Below are 19255 nucleotides of genomic sequence, written 5' to 3'. Positions count from 1 at the left end.
GCAGGGGAGCGTAGCCCTTTCCAGAAACCTGGGCGAAACGTCGTCCGTCGGGTGAGACGGCGTGTGGACAGGTCAGTGCGGCGGGCCGGGCCAGACGGCCGAGGCGTCGTCGCGGTGCGGGTCCGGCAGCCGCAGGGGGCGGACGGCGACGGGGCGGACTCCGCCCTCGGTGGTGGCCGTCCAGGGTGCGGGGCGGCCGGAGTAGCACAGGGTGGTGAGGACGAAGACGCCGTCGGCGTAGACCTCGACGTACTCACCGACGGTGAGGATGCGCAAGCCGGCGGCGGGTTCCGGCAGGAGGGTCTCGCCGAGCGGGGTGCCCTCGGGGCCGGTGACCCACAGGTTCTTGCCGTCGCAGCCGACCGTGAGCGCGGGCCGGTCCGGGCCGGAGGCCTGCGTGCGCAGGACGATCTCGGTGCGGCCGGAGAGGCTGACGTCGCCGACCGCGTGCAGGAGGGCGTCGTACGTCTCCCCACCGAGCCAGGGGTCCAGGCCCGGCCACCACTCCAGGCGGGGTGCCGAATCCGCGGGTACGGCGAGGGCCTTGGGCTGGGCGAGCATGCCGCGGCAGCGCTCGCCGGTGTCGCTGAGGCCGACGCGGCGCGGGGTGGTGTGCAGCACGACGCGCGAGCCGTCGGGGGCGGCGACGACGCGCGGGGCGTACGCGCCCGTCGGGCCGAGCGGGCCGCGGCGGGTCCACGGGCCGCGCAGGCGCGGAGCGGTCCACGCCTCGAAGCCCCGGGTGGCGCCGATGGAGCCGAGCAGCAGCCAGCCGCCGTCGTCGAGGCGTTCCAGGACGGGGCACTCGAACTCGTCGACGTCGCCGGGGGAGACCAACGGCGGGTGGACGGTCCAGTGCTCCAGGTCGTCGGAGGTGGCCCAGGCGACGCACCCGCCGACCTCGACGGGCAGGGAGGCGTCGGCGGCGCAGACCACCATCACCCAGCCGTCGGACTCGTCGTCGCGCACGACGAAGGGGTCGCGCCAGCCCATGCGGTCGCCGGTGCGGTACCAGCGCCCGTCCGCCTCGACGACCGGCCCCGTGCCGTGGCGGCGCCAGCCGGTGCCGTCGGTGCGCTCGGAGCGGGCCAGGCCGATCGACTGCAGGGGCCAGCCGTCCGGGGTGAGTCCGGAGACGGCGGTGTAGAGCATCGCCATGCCGGGGCCGTGCGGGAAGGCGTGCATGGTCCACACCGCCTGCTGGTCGAAGCGGCCCGGCAGGCCGTTGCCGAAGGCCGTGCCCTGCGGCTCCCAGTGGACCAGGTCGGTGGAGGTGGCCCGGCCGTACGAGGTCTCCATGCGCAGGTGGTCGAACTCGGACGTCCACGGGCCCTGGAGGTGCAGCACGGTGTAGGTGCCGTCCGCGTGGCGCAGGAGGTCGAAGTCGTTCACGCAGAGGCCGGGCGGCGCGTATCGCATGGACAGGTCCTGTCTGCCGACAGCGGCACTCAAACGCGTGCGCTGTGATCTTGCTGGGGGGAGTTCCTCTGGGAGTCAGCCGAAGTAAATCTGAACGCAAACGCTTGCGCAACCAGGTGAGCGGGTTTACGGTCTCGTCACTCCCCCTCCCGCCGACGTGCTCCGGACCCCCGGCCACGCGGCGCGCACCCGACCAAGGAGCGACCCGTGACGGTCAGCATCACCGATGTCGCCGAGGCCACCGGCGTCTCGGCGTCCACCGTGTCCCGCGCCCTGCGCGGCCGTTCGGGAGTGTCGGAGGAGATGCGGGCCCGGATCGTCGCGGCCGCCGCCGAACTGGGCTACACCGCCTCGCGCTCGGCCTCCAGCCTGGCCAGCGGGCGCACCTACACCATCGGCGTCGTCGTCCCGTACGTCGGCCGCTGGTTCTTCGGCACGGTGCTGGACGCGGCCGAGAAGGTCTTCAGCGCCGCCGGTTACGACGTCCTGCTGTACAACCTCGGCTCACCGGAGGCACGCAAGCGTTTCTTCACCAAGCTGCCGATCCGCAAGCGGGTCGACGCCGTGCTGTCCCTGCTGATCCCGGACCCGGAGGAGGCCGCCGCCCTGTGCTCCCTCGGCGTGCCGCTGGCGACCACGGTCGGCGGCGCCCGGCCCGGCTTCATGGTGGTCGGCATCGACGACCGGGGCGGCGCGGAGAGCGCCGTACGGCACCTGGTGAACCTGGGCCACCGGCGGATCGGCATGATCTCCGGCGCCAGCGAGCCGCTGCACTGGACCACGCCCCTCGACCGCCGGCAGGGCTACCTGGACGTGCTGGCCGACGCGGGGATCGAGTCCGACCCCGCCCTGGAGGCGGACGGCGGTTACACGGTCGAGGGCGGTGAGCGGGCCATGACCGAGCTGCTGGCGCTGCGCCATCCGCCGACCGCCGTGTTCGCGCAGTCCGACGAGATGGCGATGGGCGCGCTGCGTGCCCTGCGCCGGCACCGTCTGAGGGTTCCGGAGGACGTGTCCGTGGTCGGCTTCGACGATCACGAGCTGTCCGAGGTGGTCGGGCTGACCACCGTGGCCCAGCCGGTCGCCGCCCAGGGCCGGGAGGCGGCCCGGCTGTTGCTGACGCGGCTGGAGGGGCCGGATGCCGGTTCGCCGCGCCCCGTCGAGATGCCCATCCGCTTCATCCTCCGCGAGACCACCGCTCCGCCGCACACCGGCCGGCAGCGGTAGCCCCGCGCCCTCCCCCGTTTTCCCTGCTCCCCCTCCCCACCGTCCGCGCACCCACCCGCACACCCCGCTCGGAGGCACCACCATGATCACCGGCCACGGAAGACACCGCCGTACGGGCCTGACGGCCCTCGCCCTGCTGCCACTGGCCGCACTGGCCGCCTGCGGCGGTGGGGGCGGCAGCGACACCTCTGCCGAGGAGGGCAGCGGCAAGGGCACCATCAGCGTCTGGGCCCACCAGGGCCAGGCGAGCGAGACGGCCGCGCTGCAGAGCGCGGTGAAGTCCTTCAACTCCTCGCAGAACGCCGTCAAGGCCGAGCTGAAGCTGATCCCCGAGAAGGACTACACCAAGACCATCACCGCCACCGACGCCTCCGAACTTCCGGACGTGCTGGAGTTCGACGGCCCGACGATGGCGAACTTCGTCTACAACAGCAAGCTCGCCCCGGTCGACGGCCACGTCTCCGCCAAGACCCTCGGCAACGCCACGGACGCGATCAAGGCGCAGGGCGAGATCGAGGGCAAGCACTACGGCCTCGGCATGTTCGACGCCGGGCTCGGCATGTACGCCAACAAGAAGCTGCTGGACGCGGCCGGCGTGAAGTACCCGACGAGCGTGGACGACGCCTGGACGGCCGAGGAGTTCGGCAAGGCCCTCAAGGCGCTGAAGGGCGAGGACCCCGACGGCAAGGTCCTCGACATATCGGAGCAGTACGGCCTGGCCTCCGAGTGGGGCACCTTCGGCTTCTCCCCGATCGTCTTCTCGGCCGGCGGCGGGCTGCTGAAGGACGGCAAGGCGGAAGGCGCCCTCGACAGCCCGAAGACCGTCTCCGCGATGAAGACCTTCCAGTCCTGGAAGCCCTACGTCGACCCCAACACCGACGGCAACGCCTTCGCCAAGGGCAAGGTGGCGCTGAGCTGGGTCGGCCACTGGAACTACCCCGCCTACAGCAAGGCCCTCGGCGACGACCTCGCCGTGCTGCCGCTGCCGGACTTCGGCAACGGTCCCAAGACCGGACAGGGTTCATGGGCCTGGGGCATCGGCGCCGACAGCAAGAACGGCAAGGCCGCCGGCACCTTCCTGGACTACCTGCTGAACGACGACAACGTCGGCGCGATGACGAAGGCCAACGGCGCGGTGCCCGCCACCAGGACCGCCCTGGCCAAGAGCGACCTCTACAAGAAGGGCGGCCCGCTCCAGCTCTTCGCCGACCAGTTGGCCAAGCCCTGCGGCGACAGCGACATCAGTGCCTCCTGCGTCGCCGTCACCCGCCCGGTGACCGCCGGATACCCCACCGTCACCGCCAAGTTCAACACGGCCCTGAACTCGATCTACGGCGGCGCCGACCCCGAGGAAGCCCTGCGGAAGGCCGCCCGCGCCATCGACCGGGACTTCACCGACAACGCCGGCTACGAGATCCCGTAACCCGCAGGACGTATCGGCCCGGGCGGGCCGCCGTCGACGTGGCGAGGCAATGACGCAGCCATGTACCGACCGCGCCCGCCCCGCCGGGAAGAGGACCCCTCCCGTGAAAACCGTGGAACCCGCGCACGCCGCGGCCCCAGGCCGGGCGCAGGCCGTCTCGTCCGCGCCCCCCGCGAAGCCCCCGCGTCACGCGCGCGGCAACCGTGACCGGCTGCACGGGCTGCTGATGTCCGCCCCGGCCGTCGGCGGGCTGATCGCCTTCGTCGGCATCCCGTTCGGCTACGCCGTGGTGCTCTCCTTCTACAACGTCCGCCTCGGCTCGCCGCTGGAGCCCGCCTTCTTCGGTGTGGAGCACTACCGGCGGCTGTTCACCGACCCCGATCTGTCCGGCCCGTTCCTGCGGGCGCTGCTGAACAACCTGACCTTCGCCGTCGTCGTCGTACCGCTCCAGACGGGCCTCGCCCTGGCCCTGGCGATCCTGCTCAACCGCAAGCTGAAGGCCATCGGCGTGTTCCGGTCCTTCTTCTTCATGCCGGTGGTCTTCCCGATGGCGCTGGTCGCCGTGATCTGGCGGCTGATCCTCGCCCGCAGCGAGCAGGGCATGCTCAACTCGCTGCTGGACGCGGTGAGTTTCGGCCACTGGGGCGCCTTCGACTGGCTCGGTGACGGCCTCACCGCGATGGGCTCGATCATCGTGCTGTCGGTGTGGCAGGGCGTCGGCTTCCAGATGGTCATCCTGCTGGCCGGCCTCCAGCAGATCCCGGGCGAGCTCTACGAGGCCTCCCAGCTGGACCGGGCCTCCCGCTGGCAGCAGTTCCGGCACGTCACCCTGCCCGGCATCCGCGGCACCCTCGTCTTCGTCGCGATGCTGACCTCGGTGCTGTCCTTCCGGGTCTTCGACCAGGTGTACATCCTCATCCGCGGCGGCGGCCTGGACGAGGACGCCACCCGCACGGTGATGTACCAGGCCGTCACCACGGCCTTCGACCAGAACAACATCGGCCAGGCCTCGGCCGTCACGGTGGTGTTCTTCCTGATCGTCGTCGCCCTGACCATCGTCCAGCGCCGCGTCGTCCGGCCCGACAACGAGGACTGACCCACCCATGGCCATGACCCGTACGCCCGTGCGCCGCGTCCTCGACTACACCGTCCTGAGCGTCCTGGCGTTCGTCTTCGCCCTCCCCGCGCTCTACCTCTTCCTCGGCAGCCTCAAGCCGTCCGACGAGGTCCTGAACGGCCTGTCCGGCTTCCTGCCCACCCATCTCTCCTTCGACAACTACGCCGCCGTCCTCGACAGCCTCAACTCCGACAGCACGGGCTACTTCTGGCAGTTCATGGGCGTGTCGGTGCTGCTGTCGTTCGTCGTGGTGACGGGCGGGCTGATCGTCAACTCGATGGCGGCCTACGGGCTGACGCGGCTGAAGTGGCGGGGGCAGAACGCGGTGTTCACCCTGGTCCTGCTGCTGATGCTGATCCCGTTCGAGTCGGTGGCGGTGCCGCTGTTCTACATGTTCAACGGCCAGCGCAACACCCTGTTCATCCAGGCACTGCCGTTCGTCGCCAACGCCTTCGCGATCTACCAGTTCCACACGTTCTTCAAGAAGATCCCGCCGAGCATCGAGGAGGCGGCCCGGCTGGACGGCGCGGGGCCCTGGCGGACCTTCTTCGCGATCATCGTGCCGATGTCCCGGCCGGTGTTCGCCTCGGTCGCGATCCTCACGTTCCTGATCCAGTGGGGCTCCTTCCTGTGGCCGGTGCTGATGGTGTCCGACCCGTCCGTGCGCCCGCTGCCGCTGGAGATGAGCGTCTTCCAGGGCCAGCAGCCCCCGGACTGGGGTCAGATCCTCGCCTTCGGAGTGCTGCTGGTGCTGCCCGTGCTGATCGTCTTCGCGTTCTTCCAGCGCTGGTTCGTCGAGGGCGTGGCCAGCTCCGCCGTCAAGGGCTGAGGCTCCGGGGGCATGCTGGACGCATGACCGATCTCGAAGCGCGGTTGCGTGCCGTCGTCCGGGGTGACGTCGGGTTCGACGTCACCTCCCGGGCGCTGACGACCATGGACGCGTCCAACTACCGGCGGGTCCCGGTCGGCGTGGTCGCTCCGCGTGACGCCGACGACGTGGCGGCGGTGCTCGCGGTGTGCCGGGAGCAAGGGGTGCCCGTCGTCGCCCGGGGCGGCGGCACCTCCATCGCCGGGCAGGCCACCGGCACCGGTGTCGTCCTGGACTTCACCCGGCACATGAACCGGCTGGTCGCCCTGGATCCCGACGCGCGGACGGCTGTGGTGCAGCCGGGGCTGGTGCTGGACCGGCTCCAGGAGGCCGCCGCCCCGCACGGGCTGCGCTTCGGGCCCGACCCGTCCACGCACAGCCGCTGCACGCTCGGCGGCATGATCGGCAACAACTCGTGCGGCTCGCACTCGGTGGCGTGGGGCACGACCGCGGACAGTGTGCGGGAGCTGGACGTCGTCACCGCGCGGGGCGAGCGGCTGCGGCTCGGGCGGGACTGGGCCGGGGCGCCGGACGGGCTGCGTGCCCTGGCCGAGGAGGAGTTGGCGCGCCTGCGCACCGGCTTCCCCGACCTGCCCCGCCGCATCTCCGGCTACGCCCTGGACGCCCTGCTGCCCGAGCGCGGCGCCGACGTGGCCCGCTCCTTCTGTGGTTCTGAGGGCACCCTCGGCGTGCTGACGGAGGCGGTCGTACGCCTCGTCGAGGCCCCCCGCGCGCGGGCGCTGGCCGTGCTGGCGTACGCCGACGAGAGCGCGGCCGCCCAGGCCGCGGCCGGGCTGCTGCCCCTCGGCCCGCTGACCGTGGAGGGCATGGCGGCGGACCTGGTGCCGTCCCCGCAGGCGCTGCCGAGGGGCGGAGCCTGGCTGTTCGTGGAGACCGGCGGGGAGTCGGCGGCTGAGGCACGCGCGCGTGCGGAGGCGGTCGTGCGGGCCGCCGATGTGGTGGACGCGCTCGTGATCACCGACCCGGCGGGGCAGCGCGCGCTGTGGCGGATCCGGGAGGACGCGAGCGGTACGGCGACCCGGATGCCCGACGGGACCGAGGCGTGGCCGGGCTGGGAGGACTGCGCCGTGCCGCCCGCCCGGCTGGGGGCGTACCTGCGGGACTTCCGGGCGCTGATGGCGGCGCACGGCCTGCGCGGCACGCCGTACGGGCACTTCGGGGACGGCTGCATCCACGTCCGGATCGACTTCGACCTGCTCACCGAGGCGGGCGTCGCCCGTTTCCGCCGCTTCTCGGAGGAGCTCGCGGAGCTGGTGGTGGCGCACGGCGGCTCACTGTCCGGGGAGCACGGGGACGGGCAGGCGCGGGCGGAGCTGCTGCCGCGGATGTACGGCTCGGAGATGGTCGGCCTCTTCGAGCGGGTCAAAGGGGTGTGGGACCCGGACGACCTGCTCAACCCCGGCATGCTCGTCCGCCCCGCGCCACTCGACAGCGGCCTGCGCTTCTCCGTCCTGCCCCGCGAGCCCGTCGACGTGGCCTTCGGCTACCCGGCCGACGGCGGTGACTTCCCGGCGGCGGTGCGGCGCTGCGTGGGCGTCGCCAAGTGCCGTACGACCTCGGTGTCCGGCCCGGGCGTCATGTGCCCGTCCTTCCGGGCGACGGGCGCGGAGGAGCACTCCACGCGCGGGCGGGCCCGGCTGCTGCACGAGATGCTCGCCGGTGAGGTGGTGACGGACGGCTGGCGCTCGACCGAGGTCCGGGACGCGCTGGACCTGTGCCTGTCCTGCAAGGGCTGCCGCTCGGACTGCCCGGTCGGGGTCGACATGGCCACGTACAAGGCGGAGTTCCTGCACCACCACTACGCCGGGCGGCTCCGGCCCGCCGCGCACCACACCATGGGCCGGCTGCCCGTGTGGCTGCGGGCGGTGGCCCGTACGCACACGGCGTGGCTGGTCAACGCCCTGGCAGCGGTACGGCCTCTCGCCTGGGCGGCGAAGCGGCTGGGCGGCATCGCGCCCGAGCGGGAACTCCCGCGGGTGGCCCGGCGGACGTTCAGCCGGTGGTGGGAGCGGCGGCGGGCGCACCGCCCGGCCACGCGGGGCGACGTGGTCGTCCTGTGGCCCGACACCTTCACCGAGCACCTCTCCCCGGCCGTGGGGCAGGCCGCCGTACGGGTCCTGGAGGCGGCCGGGCTGCGGGTGGCGCTGCCGCCGACCGTGCACCTGGCGAAACCGCCCGTGGGGGACGGCAGGACCGTCGCCCTCGACCCGCTGACCCTGCTGCGCGGCCGGGGGCGGGTCTGCTGCGGGCTGACGTACGTGTCGACGGGCCAGCTGGACCGGGCCCGGGCCGTCATGCGCCGCACCCTGGACCTGATGGAACCGGTACTGGAGACCGACGCGCCGGTCGTGGTCCTGGAGCCGAGCTGCGCGGCTGCCCTGCGCACGGACGTTCCCGAGCTGCTCCACGACGACCCGCGCGCGGCCCGCCTGGCCGCGAAGGTGCTCACCTTCGCGGAGGCGCTGGAGCGCCACGCCCCCGGCTGGAGGCCGCCGCGCGTGTCCCGCCCGGTGGCCGGGCAGACCCACTGCCACCAGCACGCGGTGCTCGGCGACGCCGCCGACCGCCGGCTGCGGGAAGCGGCCCGGCTCACCGGCGAACTGAGCGGCGGCTGCTGCGGCCTCGCGGGGAACTTCGGCTTCGAGAAGGGCCACTACGAGGTGTCCGCCGCCTGCGCCGAGGAACAGCTCCTGCCGTCCGTGCGGGACGCCCCCGACGGCACGGTGGTCCTGGCGGACGGCTTCTCCTGCCGTACCCAGCTCCGGCAGCTGGCGGGCGTACGGGGCAGGCACCTCGCGGAGGTACTGGCCGAGGCGCTCGACGAGAACCCGGGGCGCGACGGCACGTGAGGCGTTCGGGCCACGGGAGGGCGGACCCGAGTGTCTGAACCGGGGGAGGGCCGAAGCCGCTCCTAGGCTCGCGGAACCAGCCACTGCCCGTCCAGGCCGTGTCCGCGAAGCCCCCGCCTGCCCCGGGCGGACGACGGGACTTCGCGGGCACGACCTGAGGCCGCTGCTCGAAGGAGCCCGCGCATGAGCGTCCGCGTCCAGCCGATCACCCGTGACGAGCACCTCGCGTTCGTCACGGCCCGCCCCTCCGCCAGCCACACCCAGCTGCCCTCCTGGGGTGCGGTCAAGCCCGACTGGCGGGCGGAGAGCCTCGGCTGGTTCGACGGCGGCGGGCAGCTCGTCGGCGTGGGACTGGTGCTGCTGCGCCCCCTGCCCGGGCCGCGCCTGCCCGGGCTGCCGCGGTACCTCGCCTACCTCCCCGAGGGCCCGCTGATCGACTGGCAGGAGCCCGGCCTCGAACGGCTGCTGGAGCCGATGCTCGCGCACCTGAGACGGCGGGGCGCCTTCGCGGTGCGGATGGGCCCGCCGGTCGTGGTGCGCCGCTGGAGCGCCGACGCGGTCAAGGCGGCGATCGCGGACCCGGCCGCCCGGCGGCTGCGCGACGTGCGGGCGACGTCGTACGAACCGCGGGCCGGCCAGGTCGCGGACAGCCTGCGGCGGATGGGCTGGCGGCAGTCCGAGGCCTCCGGCGAGGACGGATTCGCCGCGGGCCAGCCCCGCTACGTCTTCCAGGTGCCGTTCGCCGGCCGTTCGCTGGAGGACATCCACAACGGCCTGAACCAGCAGTGGCGCCGCAACATCAAGAAGGCGGAGAAGGCCGGGGTGAAGGTCGTGCGCGGCGACCTGGAGGACCTGCCGGCCTTCCACGAGCTGTACTGCGAGACCGCCGAGCGGGACCGCTTCATCCCGCGCCCGCTGCCGTACTTCCAGCGCATGTGGAGCGCGCTCACCGCCGAACACCCGGACCGCATGCGGCTCTACCTCGCCCACCACGACGGGGAGGTGCTCGCCGCGGCCACGATGCTGACCGTCGGCGACCACGTCTGGTACTCCTACGGCGCCTCCACCGCCCGCCGCCGCGAGGTGCAGCCGAGCAGCGCCGTGCAGTGGCGCATGATGACCGACGCGCACGAACTCGGCGCCGCCGTCTACGACCTGCGCGGCATCACCGACACCCTGGAGGAGTCCAGCCACCTGCTGGGCCTGCTGCGCTTCAAGGTGGGCACCGGCGGTGAGGCCGTCGAGTACCTCGGCGAATGGGACTACCCGCTCAACCGGCTGCTGTACAAGGCGCTCAACCTGTACCTCGCCCGCCGCTGACGTCTCACAGCACGAGACAGAGGCAAAAGGGGTTCACGCACCTGACGAAGTCCATTACCCTGGACTGCGCAGTGCATCGGGCTGTACGTAGAGTGCATCCCGGTGTACGCACCGCACATGTGCAGCACCCCTGACACCGATCCCGAGCACAGGACCGCCCGTGACCACGCCGGAGACCGCCACCTCGCCCTCGTCCGCGACCGCCGACGCCACCTCCCCGGCCACCGGCCCGGGCCGGCTCGGCTCCCTCGGACCCGTGGGCCTGGTGCTCGCGGGCGGGATCTCCGTGCAGTTCGGCGGCGCCCTGGCGGTCACGCTCATGCCCAGGGCGGGCGCCCTCGGCGTCGTCGCGCTGCGCCTGCTGGTCGCGGCCGTCGTACTGCTCCTGGTCTGCCGCCCGCGGCTGCGCGGCCACTCGCGCACCGACTGGGGCACCGTCGTCGTCTTCGGCATCACCATGGCCGCCATGAACGGCCTCTTCTACCAGGCCGTCGCCCGCATCCCGCTGGGTCCCGCGGTCACGCTGGAGGTCCTCGGCCCGCTCGCCCTCTCGGTCTTCGCCTCCCGCCGCGCGATCAACGTCGTCTGGGCGGCGCTGGCCCTCGGCGGTGTCTTCCTCCTCGGCGGGGGAGGCTTCAGCGGCCTCGACCCCACAGGAGCGGCCTTCGCCCTGGGGGCCGGCGTCATGTGGGCGGCCTATATCGTCTTCAGCGCCCGTACGGGCCGCCGCTTCCCGCAGGCGGACGGGCTGGCGCTGGCCATGGCGGTGGGGGCGGTGCTGTTCCTGCCCCTGGGTATCGCCGAGTCGGGGACGAAGCTGCTCGACCCGGTGACGCTGGGCCTGGGCGCGGCGGTGGCCCTGCTCTCCTCGGTGCTGCCCTACACGCTCGAACTCCTCGCCCTGCGCCGCCTGCCCGCCTCCACCTTCGCGATCCTGATGAGCCTGGAACCGGCCATCGCCGCGACGGCCGGCTTCCTCATCCTCGACCAGGCCCTCAGCGCCGCCGAGGCCGCCGCGATCGCCCTGGTCGTCGCGGCGAGCATGGGCGCGGTGCGCACCCAGGTGGGCGGCGGGCGCAAGAAGCGCGCGGCGCTGGAGAGCACCGGCCTGGAGGGCTGAGCCGCCCCGCCAGGGGAGCGGCCGCTCATGCGGTCCGGCCCGGCTGTCAGTGCCGGCTGCCACACTGCGCGCATGACCACACCGGACCCGAAGGCCGACCTCCTGCGCTACCTCCAGGACGCGCGTGACGCCCTGCTGTGGAAGCTCGACGGACTCTCCGAGTACGACATCCGCCGCCCCCTGACACCGACCGGCACCAACCTGCTCGGGCTGGTCAAACACACCGCCGGAGTGGAGCTGGGGTACTTCGGCGACACCTTCGGCCGGCCCTTCTTCGGCGAGAACCCACCGTCCTGGTGGTACACGCAGGACGCCGAACCCGAGGCCGACATGTGGGCCACCCCCGACGAGTCACGTGAGGACATCGCCGGGCTGTACCGCCGGGCATGGGAGCACGCGGACGCCACGATCGCGGCGCTGCCGCTGGAGGCGACCGGTCACGTCCCCTGGTGGCCCGAGGAGCGGCGCGAGACCACGCTGCACCACATCATGGTGCGCGTGATCGCCGACACCTGCCGTCACGCCGGTCACGCCGACATCGTGCGCGAACTCATCGACGGCGCGGTCGGCCTGACGCCGGGCAAGGACAGCATGGGGCCGGGCGACCGGGCCGGGCGGGAGGCCCACCGGCGCAGGCTGGAGGAGGCGGCGAGGCAAGCGGGCGTGACGGGCTGAGCCCCGAGGTGCCGGCGGGGCACGAGCGAGCGCTAGCGCACCAGCATCCCGCGCACCGAGATCCCGTAGTGCGCCCGCAGCCGGCGCAGCTCCCACAGCCCCACCGCGGTCACCGACAGCGGCGCCCCGAGCATGAACACCGCCCGCACCGGGACCGGCACCCCCGCGTACGCCCCGGTGAACAGGTCGATCAGCGTCATCTCCCACACCAGCGCCATGGCGAGCAGCGGCGGCATGGTCTGGTGGATGTCGGCCGTGCGGAACACGTGCAGCAGCGCCAGGCCGACGCCCCATGCGATGAACGGCAGCACCCACACCAGGACGAGCACGATGACCACCCACGTGATCACGGTCATCGCCGGGCTGGTGGCGAACCGGCCGTCGACGAAACCGGTGAGCACCATCAGCGGGAACACGAACACCGCGGCGATCAGGGCCACCATCGCACCGAACGGCTTGGCCGCCCGGCGCAGCAGATCCCGGCGGGCCGACGGGGCGGTCAGGGCCAGGAGGACGCCCACGCCCACCGGGAACGTCACGGACAGCACCAGCACGCTGTGCCAGGACTGGTCGAGGCGGTCGTCGGCGACGTCCCGCAGGGAGTCCGCGACCTTGTAGCTCACCGACACCCACACCACCGCCGCCAGCCCCACCAGCGTGCGGATCTTCTGCATGCGGGCGACGAAAACGTCCTCGACGAGGTCCGGCCGGGACGGCCTGAACACCCGGCGCGCGGTGTGGACGGGGCCGATCCGCCGCCGCAGCCGCGCGACCGGGCCGGGCGGCGGCGCCTGCGGCGGCCCGGGGTGAGGCATATAGGGATGCGGCACATGGGGCGGATAACCGGTCCCGGGCGGCGGCGCATGGGGCGGATACCCACCCCCCGGCGGTGCGTACGGCCCCGGTGAGGGCGGGTAGGGCCCTGGCTGGGGCGGGTACGGCTGCGGGCCGTTCGGGTCGTACGGCGGCTGCCCGCCCGGGTTCCAGGTGCTCATCCTTGTGTCTCCCCCGACGCGTGACCAATGGAACGAGCGCGACCCGCAGTGTATTGATCCCGCCGCCGAAGAGCACATAGAGCACACCTCCGGCCCCCCGACCATTTCATGCAAGCACGCTTGATTGTTTCCTGTGCTGCTGCCATGCTCCTCAGCACGCCGCACCACCCCGCACACCGCCGTGCCCCGAGGGGAGCGCCCGTGTCCGATCCGACCTCCGTGATCGACGATCTGCGCGAGGAGAGCGAGGAACTCGACCGTCTCGTGGCCGAGTCGTCCCCGCTGCGCTGGTCGCTCGCAACCCCCGCGCCCGGCTGGACCGTGGCTCACCAGATCGCCCACCTCGCCTGGACGGACGGCTCGGCCCTGCTCGCCGTCACGGACGCCGACGGCTTCCACGCACTGGTCGAGAAGGCCCTCGCCGCGTCCGGCTCCTTCGTCGACGAGGGTGCCGAAGAGGGCGCGGGAGCCCCGCCCGGCGCGCTGCTCGCCCGGTGGCGCGCAGGCCGTACGGCACTGATGGACGCCCTGCGGGCCGCCCCGCCCGGGGCGCGTTTCCCCTGGTACGGCCCGCCCATGTCGGCCGCCTCCATGGCAACGGCCCGTCTCATGGAGACCTGGGCCCACGGACAGGACGTGGCCGACGCCCTGGGTGTGGTGCGCGAACCCACCGACCGGCTGCGGCATGTGGCCTGGCTCGGGGTGCGGACCCGGGACTTCGCCTACGGCGTGCACGGCCTGACCCCGCCCGCCGACCCCTTCCGCGTCGAACTGCGCGCCCCCTCCGGCGACCTGTGGACGTACGGCCCCAAGGACGCCCCGCAGCGCGTCACCGGATCCGCCCTCGACTTCTGCCTCCTGGTCACCCAGCGCGCCCACCGCACCGGCCTCGCCCTGCGCGCCGACGGCCCCGACGCCGACCGCTGGCTCGGCATCGCCCAGGCCTTCGCGGGACCGCCCGGCCGCGGACGCCCGCCGAAGAAGGCCGGCTCGTGACGCCCGAGCGCAGCGGCGAGGAGGCGGCCTCGTGACGATCCTCCGTATCGGCAACGCCTCCGGCTTCTACGGCGACCGCTTCGACGCGATGCGCGAGATGCTCACCGGCGGCGAACTCGACGTCCTCACCGGTGACTACCTCGCCGAGCTGACCATGCTCATCCTCGGCCGCGACCGCCTCAAGGACCCGGCCGCCGGATATGCCCGCACGTTCCTGCGGCAGCTGGAGGACTGCCTCGGTCTCGCGCACGAGCGGGGCGTGCGGATCGTCACCAACGCGGGCGGTCTCAACCCGGCCGGACTCGCCGACGCCGTACGGCAGTTGGCCGGCCGGCTGGGCATCCCTGTGCGCGTCGCCCATGTGACGGGCGACGACCTCGGCGCCGCCCACCCGGGCTCCCTCGCCGCCCACGCCTACCTCGGCGGCTTCGGCATCACGGAGTGTCTGCGGGCGGGCGCCGACGTCGTCGTCACCGGGCGCGTGACGGACGCGGCCCTCGTCACCGGGCCGGCCGCCGCCCACTTCGGGTGGAGCGCAACGGACCATGACCGGCTCGCGGGCGCCGTCGTCGCCGGGCACGTCCTGGAGTGCGGGGCACAGGCCACCGGCGGCAACTACGCCTTCTTCCGGGACGGCGACGTCCGCCGCCCCGGCTTCCCCCTCGCCGAGCTGCACGAGGACGGCGGCTGCGTCATCACCAAGCACCCCGGCACCGGCGGCTTCGTCGACACCGGCACGGTCACCGCGCAGCTGCTGTACGAGACGGCCGGTGCCCGGTACGCGGGACCCGACGTCACCGCCCGGCTGGACACCGTACGGCTGAGCCAGGACGGGCCCGACCGGGTGCGGATCGAGGGCGTGCGCGGAGAGGCGCCGCCGCCCACCCTCAAGGTCGGGCTCAACCGGCTCGGCGGCTTCCGCAACGAGGTCGTCTTCGTGCTCACCGGCCTCGACATCGAGGCCAAGGCCGCCTTGGTGCGGGACCAGATGGAACCCGCCCTCGGAAAGGCCGCCGACGTGCGCTGGGAGCTCGCCCGCACCGACCGCGCCGACGCCCCGAGCGAGGAGACCGCGAGCGCGCTGCTGCGGCTCGTCGTCCGGGACCCCGACCCGGAGGCCGTCGGGCGGACGCTGAGCGGGGCGGCCGTGGAGCTGGCACTCGCCGGCTACCCCGGCTTCCATGTGCTGGCACCACCGGGGAAGGGCTCGCCCTATGGGGTCTTCGAGGATGTGTACGTCCCCCATGGTGGCGTCGACCATGTGGCCGTTCTCCATGACGGGCGCCGGGTCCCCGTGCCACCGGCCCACGACACGGCCGTACTCGACGAGGTGCCGGAGCCGCCGCTCCCCGAGCCGCTCCCGCCCGGGCCGGTCACCAGGGCTCCCCTCGGCCTCGTCGCGGGCGCCCGCAGCGGGGACAAGGGCGGCGACGCCAACGTCGGGGTGTGGGCCCGCACGGACGACGCCTGGCGGTGGCTCGCGCACGAACTGACCGTCGACCGGTTCCGTGAGCTGATCCCCGAGAGCCGCGAACTGACCGTCGTACGGCACGTGCTGCCGAACCTGCGCGCCCTCAACTTCGTCGTCGAGGGGATCCTCGGCGCCGGCGTCGCCGCGCAGCACCGCTTCGACCCGCAGGCCAAAGCCCTCGGCGAATGGCTGCGCTCCCGCCACCTGGACCTGCCGGAGGCACTCCTGTGACCGTCCTGACCTCCGCCCTGGACCCGAACGACCCGGAGTACCGGGCCAACCGCGAGGCCATGCTCGAAAGGCTCGCCGGACTCGACGCCGAGCACGCCAAGGCCCTCGCGGGCGGCGGCGAGAAGTACGTCGCACGGCACCGGGGGCGTGGCAAGCTCCTCGCCCGCGAGCGCATCGAGCTGCTCCTCGACCCGGACACGCCGTTCCTGGAGCTGTCCCCGCTGGCCGCCTGGGGCAGCGAGTACACCGTCGGCGCGTCCCTCGTCACCGGCATCGGTGTCGTCGAGGGCGTGGAGTGCCTGATCACCGCCAACGACCCGACCGTGCGCGGCGGAGCGAGCAACCCCTGGTCGCTGCGGAAGGCCCTGCGCGCCAACGACATCGCCCTCGCCAACCGGCTGCCCTGCATCAGCCTGGTGGAGTCGGGCGGGGCGGACCTCCCCTCCCAGAAGGAGATCTTCATCCCCGGGGGCGCCATCTTCCGCGACCTCACCCGGCTGTCCGCCGCCGGCATCCCGACCGTCGCGGTCGTCTTCGGCAACTCCACCGCGGGCGGCGCCTACATCCCCGGCATGTCCGACCACGTGATCATGGTCAAGGAGCGGGCGAAGGTGTTCCTCGGCGGCCCGCCGCTGGTGAAGATGGCGACCGGGGAGGAGAGCGACGACGAGTCCCTGGGCGGCGCCGAGATGCACGCCCGCGTCTCGGGCCTCGCCGACCACTTCGCCGTCGACGAGCAGGACGCGCTCCGGCAGGCCCGGCGCGTGGTCGCCCGCCTCAACCACCGCAAGGCGTACGAGGATCCGGGGTCCGCCCAGCCGCCCAAGTACGACGCGGCGGAGCTGCTGGGCATCGTCCCCGGCGACCTCAGGAGCCCCTTCGACCCGCGCGAGGTCATCGCCCGCATCGTCGACGCCTCCGACTTCGACGAGTTCAAGCCGCTGTACGGCACGAGCCTGACCACCGGCTGGGCCACGCTCCACGGCTATCCCGTGGGTGTCCTGGCGAACGCCCGGGGCGTGCTGTTCAGCGAGGAGTCACAGAAGGCCGCGCAGTTCATCCAGCTCGCCAACCAGCGCGACATCCCGCTGCTGTTCCTGCACAACACCACCGGCTACATGGTCGGCAGGGAGTACGAACAGGGCGGCATCATCAAACACGGCGCGATGATGATCAACGCCGTCGGCAACTCGAAGGTCCCGCACCTGTCGGTGCTGCTGGGCGCCTCCTACGGGGCCGGGCACTACGGCATGTGCGGCCGCGCCTACGACCCCCGCTTCCTCTTCGCCTGGCCCAGCGCCAAGTCGGCCGTCATGGGCCCGCAGCAGCTCGCGGGGGTGCTGTCGATCGTCGCCCGCCAGTCCGCCGCCGCCAAGGGGCAGCCCTACGACGAGGAGGCGGACGCCGCGCTGCGCGCCATGGTCGAGCAGCAGATCGAGTCCGAGTCGCTGCCGATGTTCCTGTCCGGGCGGCTCTACGACGACGGCGTCATCGACCCGCGCGACACCCGTACCGTCCTCGGCCTGTGCCTGTCCGCGATCCATACCGCCCCCTACGAGGGCGCGCGCGGCGGCTTCGGCGTCTTCCGGATGTGAGGGAACCAGTGACCGATGCCGTGAGGGGCCCTTCAGTGATCACTTCCGTGCTCGTCGCCAACCGGGGCGAGATCGCCTGCCGCGTCTTCCGCACCTGCCACGACCTGGGCATCCGTACCGTCGCCGTCCACTCGGACGCCGACGCCGACGCCCTCCACGCGCGCGTGGCCGACGCGAGCGTACGACTCCTGGGGGAGACGCCCGCCGACACCTACCTGCGCGGCGACCTGATCGTGAAGGCCGCCGTCGCCGCCGGAGCGGACGCCGTGCACCCCGGCTACGGCTTCCTCTCCGAGAACGCCGGCTTCGCCCGGGCCGTCCAGGACGCGGGCCTGGTCTGGATCGGCCCGCCCCCCGAGGCCATCGAGGCGATGGCGTCCAAGACACGCGCCAAGCAGCTCATGGGCATCCGGCCCCTCACCGAGGTCACCGAGGCCGACCTGCCCGTGCTGGTCAAGGCGGCGGCGGGCGGCGGCGGCCGCGGCATGCGCGTCGTACGGCACCTGGCGGACCTGGACGCCGAACTGGCCGCCGCCCGTGCCGAAGCGGCGAGTGCCTTCGGCGACGGCGAGGTCTTCGTCGAGCCGTACGTGGAGAACGGCCGCCACGTCGAGGTGCAGATCCTCGCCGACACCCACGGCACGGTCCGGCCGCTCGGCACCCGCGACTGCTCCCTCCAGCGCCGCCACCAGAAGGTGATCGAGGAGGCCCCGGCACCCGGCCTGTCCGCCGCGCTCGACGAGGAGGTCCGCGCCCTCGCCGTACGGGCCGCCCGGGCCGTCGACTACGTGGGCGCCGGAACGGTCGAGTTCCTCGTCGCCGACGACCATGCGCACTTCCTGGAGATGAACACCCGCCTCCAGGTCGAACACCCCGTCACGGAGGCCGTCTTCGGCATCGACCTGGTGGCGGAGCAGATCCGGATCGCCGAGGGCCACCCCCTCGAAACCGATCCGCCACCCGCGCGCGGCCACGCCGTGGAGGCCCGCCTGTACGCCGAGGACCCCGCCCGCGACTGGTCGCCGCAGACCGGCACCCTGCACCGCCTGTCCGTCCCCCGGGCCGTCCGCCTGGACACCGGGTACACGGACGGCGACGACATCGGCGTCCACTACGACCCCATGCTCGCCAAGGTCGTGGCCCACGCCCCGACCCGCGCGCAGGCCCTCCGCCGACTCGCCTCCGCCCTGGAACGCGCCGAGATCCACGGCCCCGCCACCAACCGCGATCTCCTGGTCCGCTCCCTGCGCCACCCCGAGTTCACCGCGGCCCGCATGGACACCGGCTTCTACGACCGCCACCTGCCGGACCTGACCGAACCGCGCCCCGACCCGCACGCCCCCCTGGCCGCCGCCCTCGCCGACGCCCGGGCCCGCTCCCGTCCCGGCTTCGGCGGCTGGCGCAACGTCCCCTCACAACCGCAGATCAAGCGGTACGCGATGGCGGGACAGGAGTACGAGGCCCGATACCGGCACGGCAGGGAGGGGCTGGAGGCGGAGGGGGTGCGGGTGGTGCACGCCGACGCGGGGCTGGTCGTACTCGAAGCGGACGGGGTGGAGCGGAAGTACGAGGTCGCCCGCTACGGAGACCAGGTCTACGTCAACACCACGGCCCTGACCGCCCTGCCCCGCTTCCCCGACCCCACCACCCAGCACGCCCCGGGCTCCCTCCTGGCCCCCATGCCGGGCACGGTCGTCCGCGTCGCCGAGGGCCTCACGGCAGGAACACCGGTGAAGGCGGGCGAGCCCCTCCTCTGGCTGGAGGCGATGAAGATGCAGCACAAGGTCACGGCCCCGGTGACGGGAACGCTGAGTGAGCTGCGCGCAGTGCCGGGCCAACAGGTGGAGCCGGGCGCACTACTGGCAGTGGTGACAGAGACCTCTTAGGGGCGCGGGGCTGTATCCATGTGCGGCTACCGCCGCGCGAGC

General features: G+C 73.0%; 14 protein-coding genes. 12 read left to right on the top strand and 2 right to left on the bottom strand.

The annotated features are described in order from the left end of the window. Window positions 1-72: 72 nt before the first annotated feature. Entirely contained in the window at window positions 73-1419 is a 1347-nt protein-coding gene (locus A4E84_RS17750; RefSeq protein WP_062927526.1) for a glycoside hydrolase family protein, read from the bottom strand. Between the two features lie 207 nt (window positions 1420-1626). On the opposite strand from A4E84_RS17750, the gene A4E84_RS17745 reads away from it, so the two are divergent. From A4E84_RS17745 to A4E84_RS17710, 8 genes are all read left to right on the top strand, one after another. Further along, window positions 1627-2646 (top strand): LacI family DNA-binding transcriptional regulator, encoded by a 1020-nt coding sequence (locus tag A4E84_RS17745; RefSeq protein ID WP_062927525.1) that lies wholly within the window; start codon window positions 1627-1629, stop codon window positions 2644-2646. Between the two features lie 82 nt (window positions 2647-2728). Next, window positions 2729-4069 carry an ABC transporter substrate-binding protein gene (locus A4E84_RS17740; protein ID WP_062927524.1) on the top strand — a complete coding sequence of 447 codons (1341 nt, stop codon included), beginning with the start codon at window positions 2729-2731 and terminating at the stop codon, window positions 4067-4069. A 103-nt stretch (window positions 4070-4172) separates the two neighbouring features. Then, window positions 4173-5165 (top strand): carbohydrate ABC transporter permease, encoded by a 993-nt coding sequence (locus A4E84_RS17735; protein WP_062927523.1) that lies wholly within the window; start codon window positions 4173-4175, stop codon window positions 5163-5165. Between the two features lie 7 nt (window positions 5166-5172). Next, window positions 5173-6015 carry a carbohydrate ABC transporter permease gene (locus tag A4E84_RS17730; protein WP_062927522.1) on the top strand — a complete coding sequence of 281 codons (843 nt, stop codon included), beginning with the start codon at window positions 5173-5175 and terminating at the stop codon, window positions 6013-6015. A 23-nt stretch (window positions 6016-6038) separates the two neighbouring features. Further along, a complete protein-coding gene (locus A4E84_RS17725) occupies window positions 6039-8924 on the top strand; it encodes an FAD-binding and (Fe-S)-binding domain-containing protein (RefSeq protein WP_062927521.1) in 2886 nt (961 codons plus the stop codon). Between the two features lie 183 nt (window positions 8925-9107). After that, window positions 9108-10244 carry a lipid II:glycine glycyltransferase FemX gene (locus tag A4E84_RS17720; protein ID WP_062927520.1) on the top strand — a complete coding sequence of 379 codons (1137 nt, stop codon included), beginning with the start codon at window positions 9108-9110 and terminating at the stop codon, window positions 10242-10244. A 160-nt stretch (window positions 10245-10404) separates the two neighbouring features. Then, window positions 10405-11364 carry an EamA family transporter gene (locus tag A4E84_RS17715; protein ID WP_062927519.1) on the top strand — a complete coding sequence of 320 codons (960 nt, stop codon included), beginning with the start codon at window positions 10405-10407 and terminating at the stop codon, window positions 11362-11364. A gap of 72 nt (window positions 11365-11436) precedes the next feature. Next, on the top strand, window positions 11437-12039 hold the full coding sequence (locus A4E84_RS17710; RefSeq protein WP_062931497.1) for a DinB family protein: 603 nt from the start codon (window positions 11437-11439) through the stop codon (window positions 12037-12039). A 32-nt stretch (window positions 12040-12071) separates the two neighbouring features. On the opposite strand, the gene A4E84_RS17705 is transcribed toward A4E84_RS17710, so the two are convergent. After that, complete coding sequence (locus A4E84_RS17705) at window positions 12072-13034, bottom strand: hypothetical protein (protein ID WP_237304945.1); 963 nt, start codon at window positions 13032-13034, stop codon at window positions 12072-12074. 201 nt (window positions 13035-13235) lie between these two features. Between A4E84_RS17705 and A4E84_RS17700 the strand changes: the two genes are divergently transcribed. Genes A4E84_RS17700 through A4E84_RS17685 form a run of 4 tightly spaced genes read left to right on the top strand, consistent with a single transcriptional unit; the run spans window position 13236 to window position 19213 of the window. Next, window positions 13236-14030, top strand: a complete 795-nt coding sequence (locus tag A4E84_RS17700; RefSeq protein ID WP_062927518.1) for a TIGR03084 family metal-binding protein — start codon at window positions 13236-13238, stop codon at window positions 14028-14030. A 31-nt stretch (window positions 14031-14061) separates the two neighbouring features. After that, window positions 14062-15732: an acyclic terpene utilization AtuA family protein gene (locus tag A4E84_RS17695; RefSeq protein WP_062927517.1), complete on the top strand. Its 1671-nt coding sequence runs from the start codon at window positions 14062-14064 to the stop codon at window positions 15730-15732. Next, the gene (locus A4E84_RS17690; protein WP_062927516.1) at window positions 15729-17327 is read left to right on the top strand and encodes an acyl-CoA carboxylase subunit beta; all 1599 of its coding nucleotides are present in this window, start codon (window positions 15729-15731) and stop codon (window positions 17325-17327) included. Before A4E84_RS17695 ends, A4E84_RS17690 begins: the two co-directional genes overlap by 4 nt. Window positions 17328-17362: 35 nt before the next feature. Next, the gene (locus tag A4E84_RS17685; protein ID WP_062927515.1) at window positions 17363-19213 is read left to right on the top strand and encodes an acetyl/propionyl/methylcrotonyl-CoA carboxylase subunit alpha; all 1851 of its coding nucleotides are present in this window, start codon (window positions 17363-17365) and stop codon (window positions 19211-19213) included. Window positions 19214-19255 lie beyond the last annotated feature (42 nt).

It is taken from the genome of Streptomyces qaidamensis (genome assembly GCF_001611795.1).
Taxonomy (GTDB): domain Bacteria; phylum Actinomycetota; class Actinomycetes; order Streptomycetales; family Streptomycetaceae; genus Streptomyces; species Streptomyces qaidamensis.
This window is presented reverse-complemented; position numbering and strand designations above follow the sequence as displayed.

Bases quoted from the DNA above. Each gene is read 5' to 3' on its own strand.
- A4E84_RS17730 (WP_062927522.1), top strand. From the start codon at position 5,173: ATGGCCATGACCCGTACGCCCGTGCGCCGCGTCCTCGACTACACCGTC.
- A4E84_RS17705 (WP_237304945.1), bottom strand. From the start codon at position 13,034: ATGAGCACCTGGAACCCGGGCGGGCAGCCGCCGTACGACCCGAACGGC.
- A4E84_RS17720 (WP_062927520.1), top strand. From the start codon at position 9,108: ATGAGCGTCCGCGTCCAGCCGATCACCCGTGACGAGCACCTCGCGTTC.
- A4E84_RS17740 (WP_062927524.1), top strand. From the start codon at position 2,729: ATGATCACCGGCCACGGAAGACACCGCCGTACGGGCCTGACGGCCCTC.
- A4E84_RS17725 (WP_062927521.1), top strand. From the start codon at position 6,039: ATGACCGATCTCGAAGCGCGGTTGCGTGCCGTCGTCCGGGGTGACGTC.
- A4E84_RS17710 (WP_062931497.1), top strand. From the start codon at position 11,437: ATGACCACACCGGACCCGAAGGCCGACCTCCTGCGCTACCTCCAGGAC.
- A4E84_RS17750 (WP_062927526.1), bottom strand. From the start codon at position 1,419: ATGCGATACGCGCCGCCCGGCCTCTGCGTGAACGACTTCGACCTCCTG.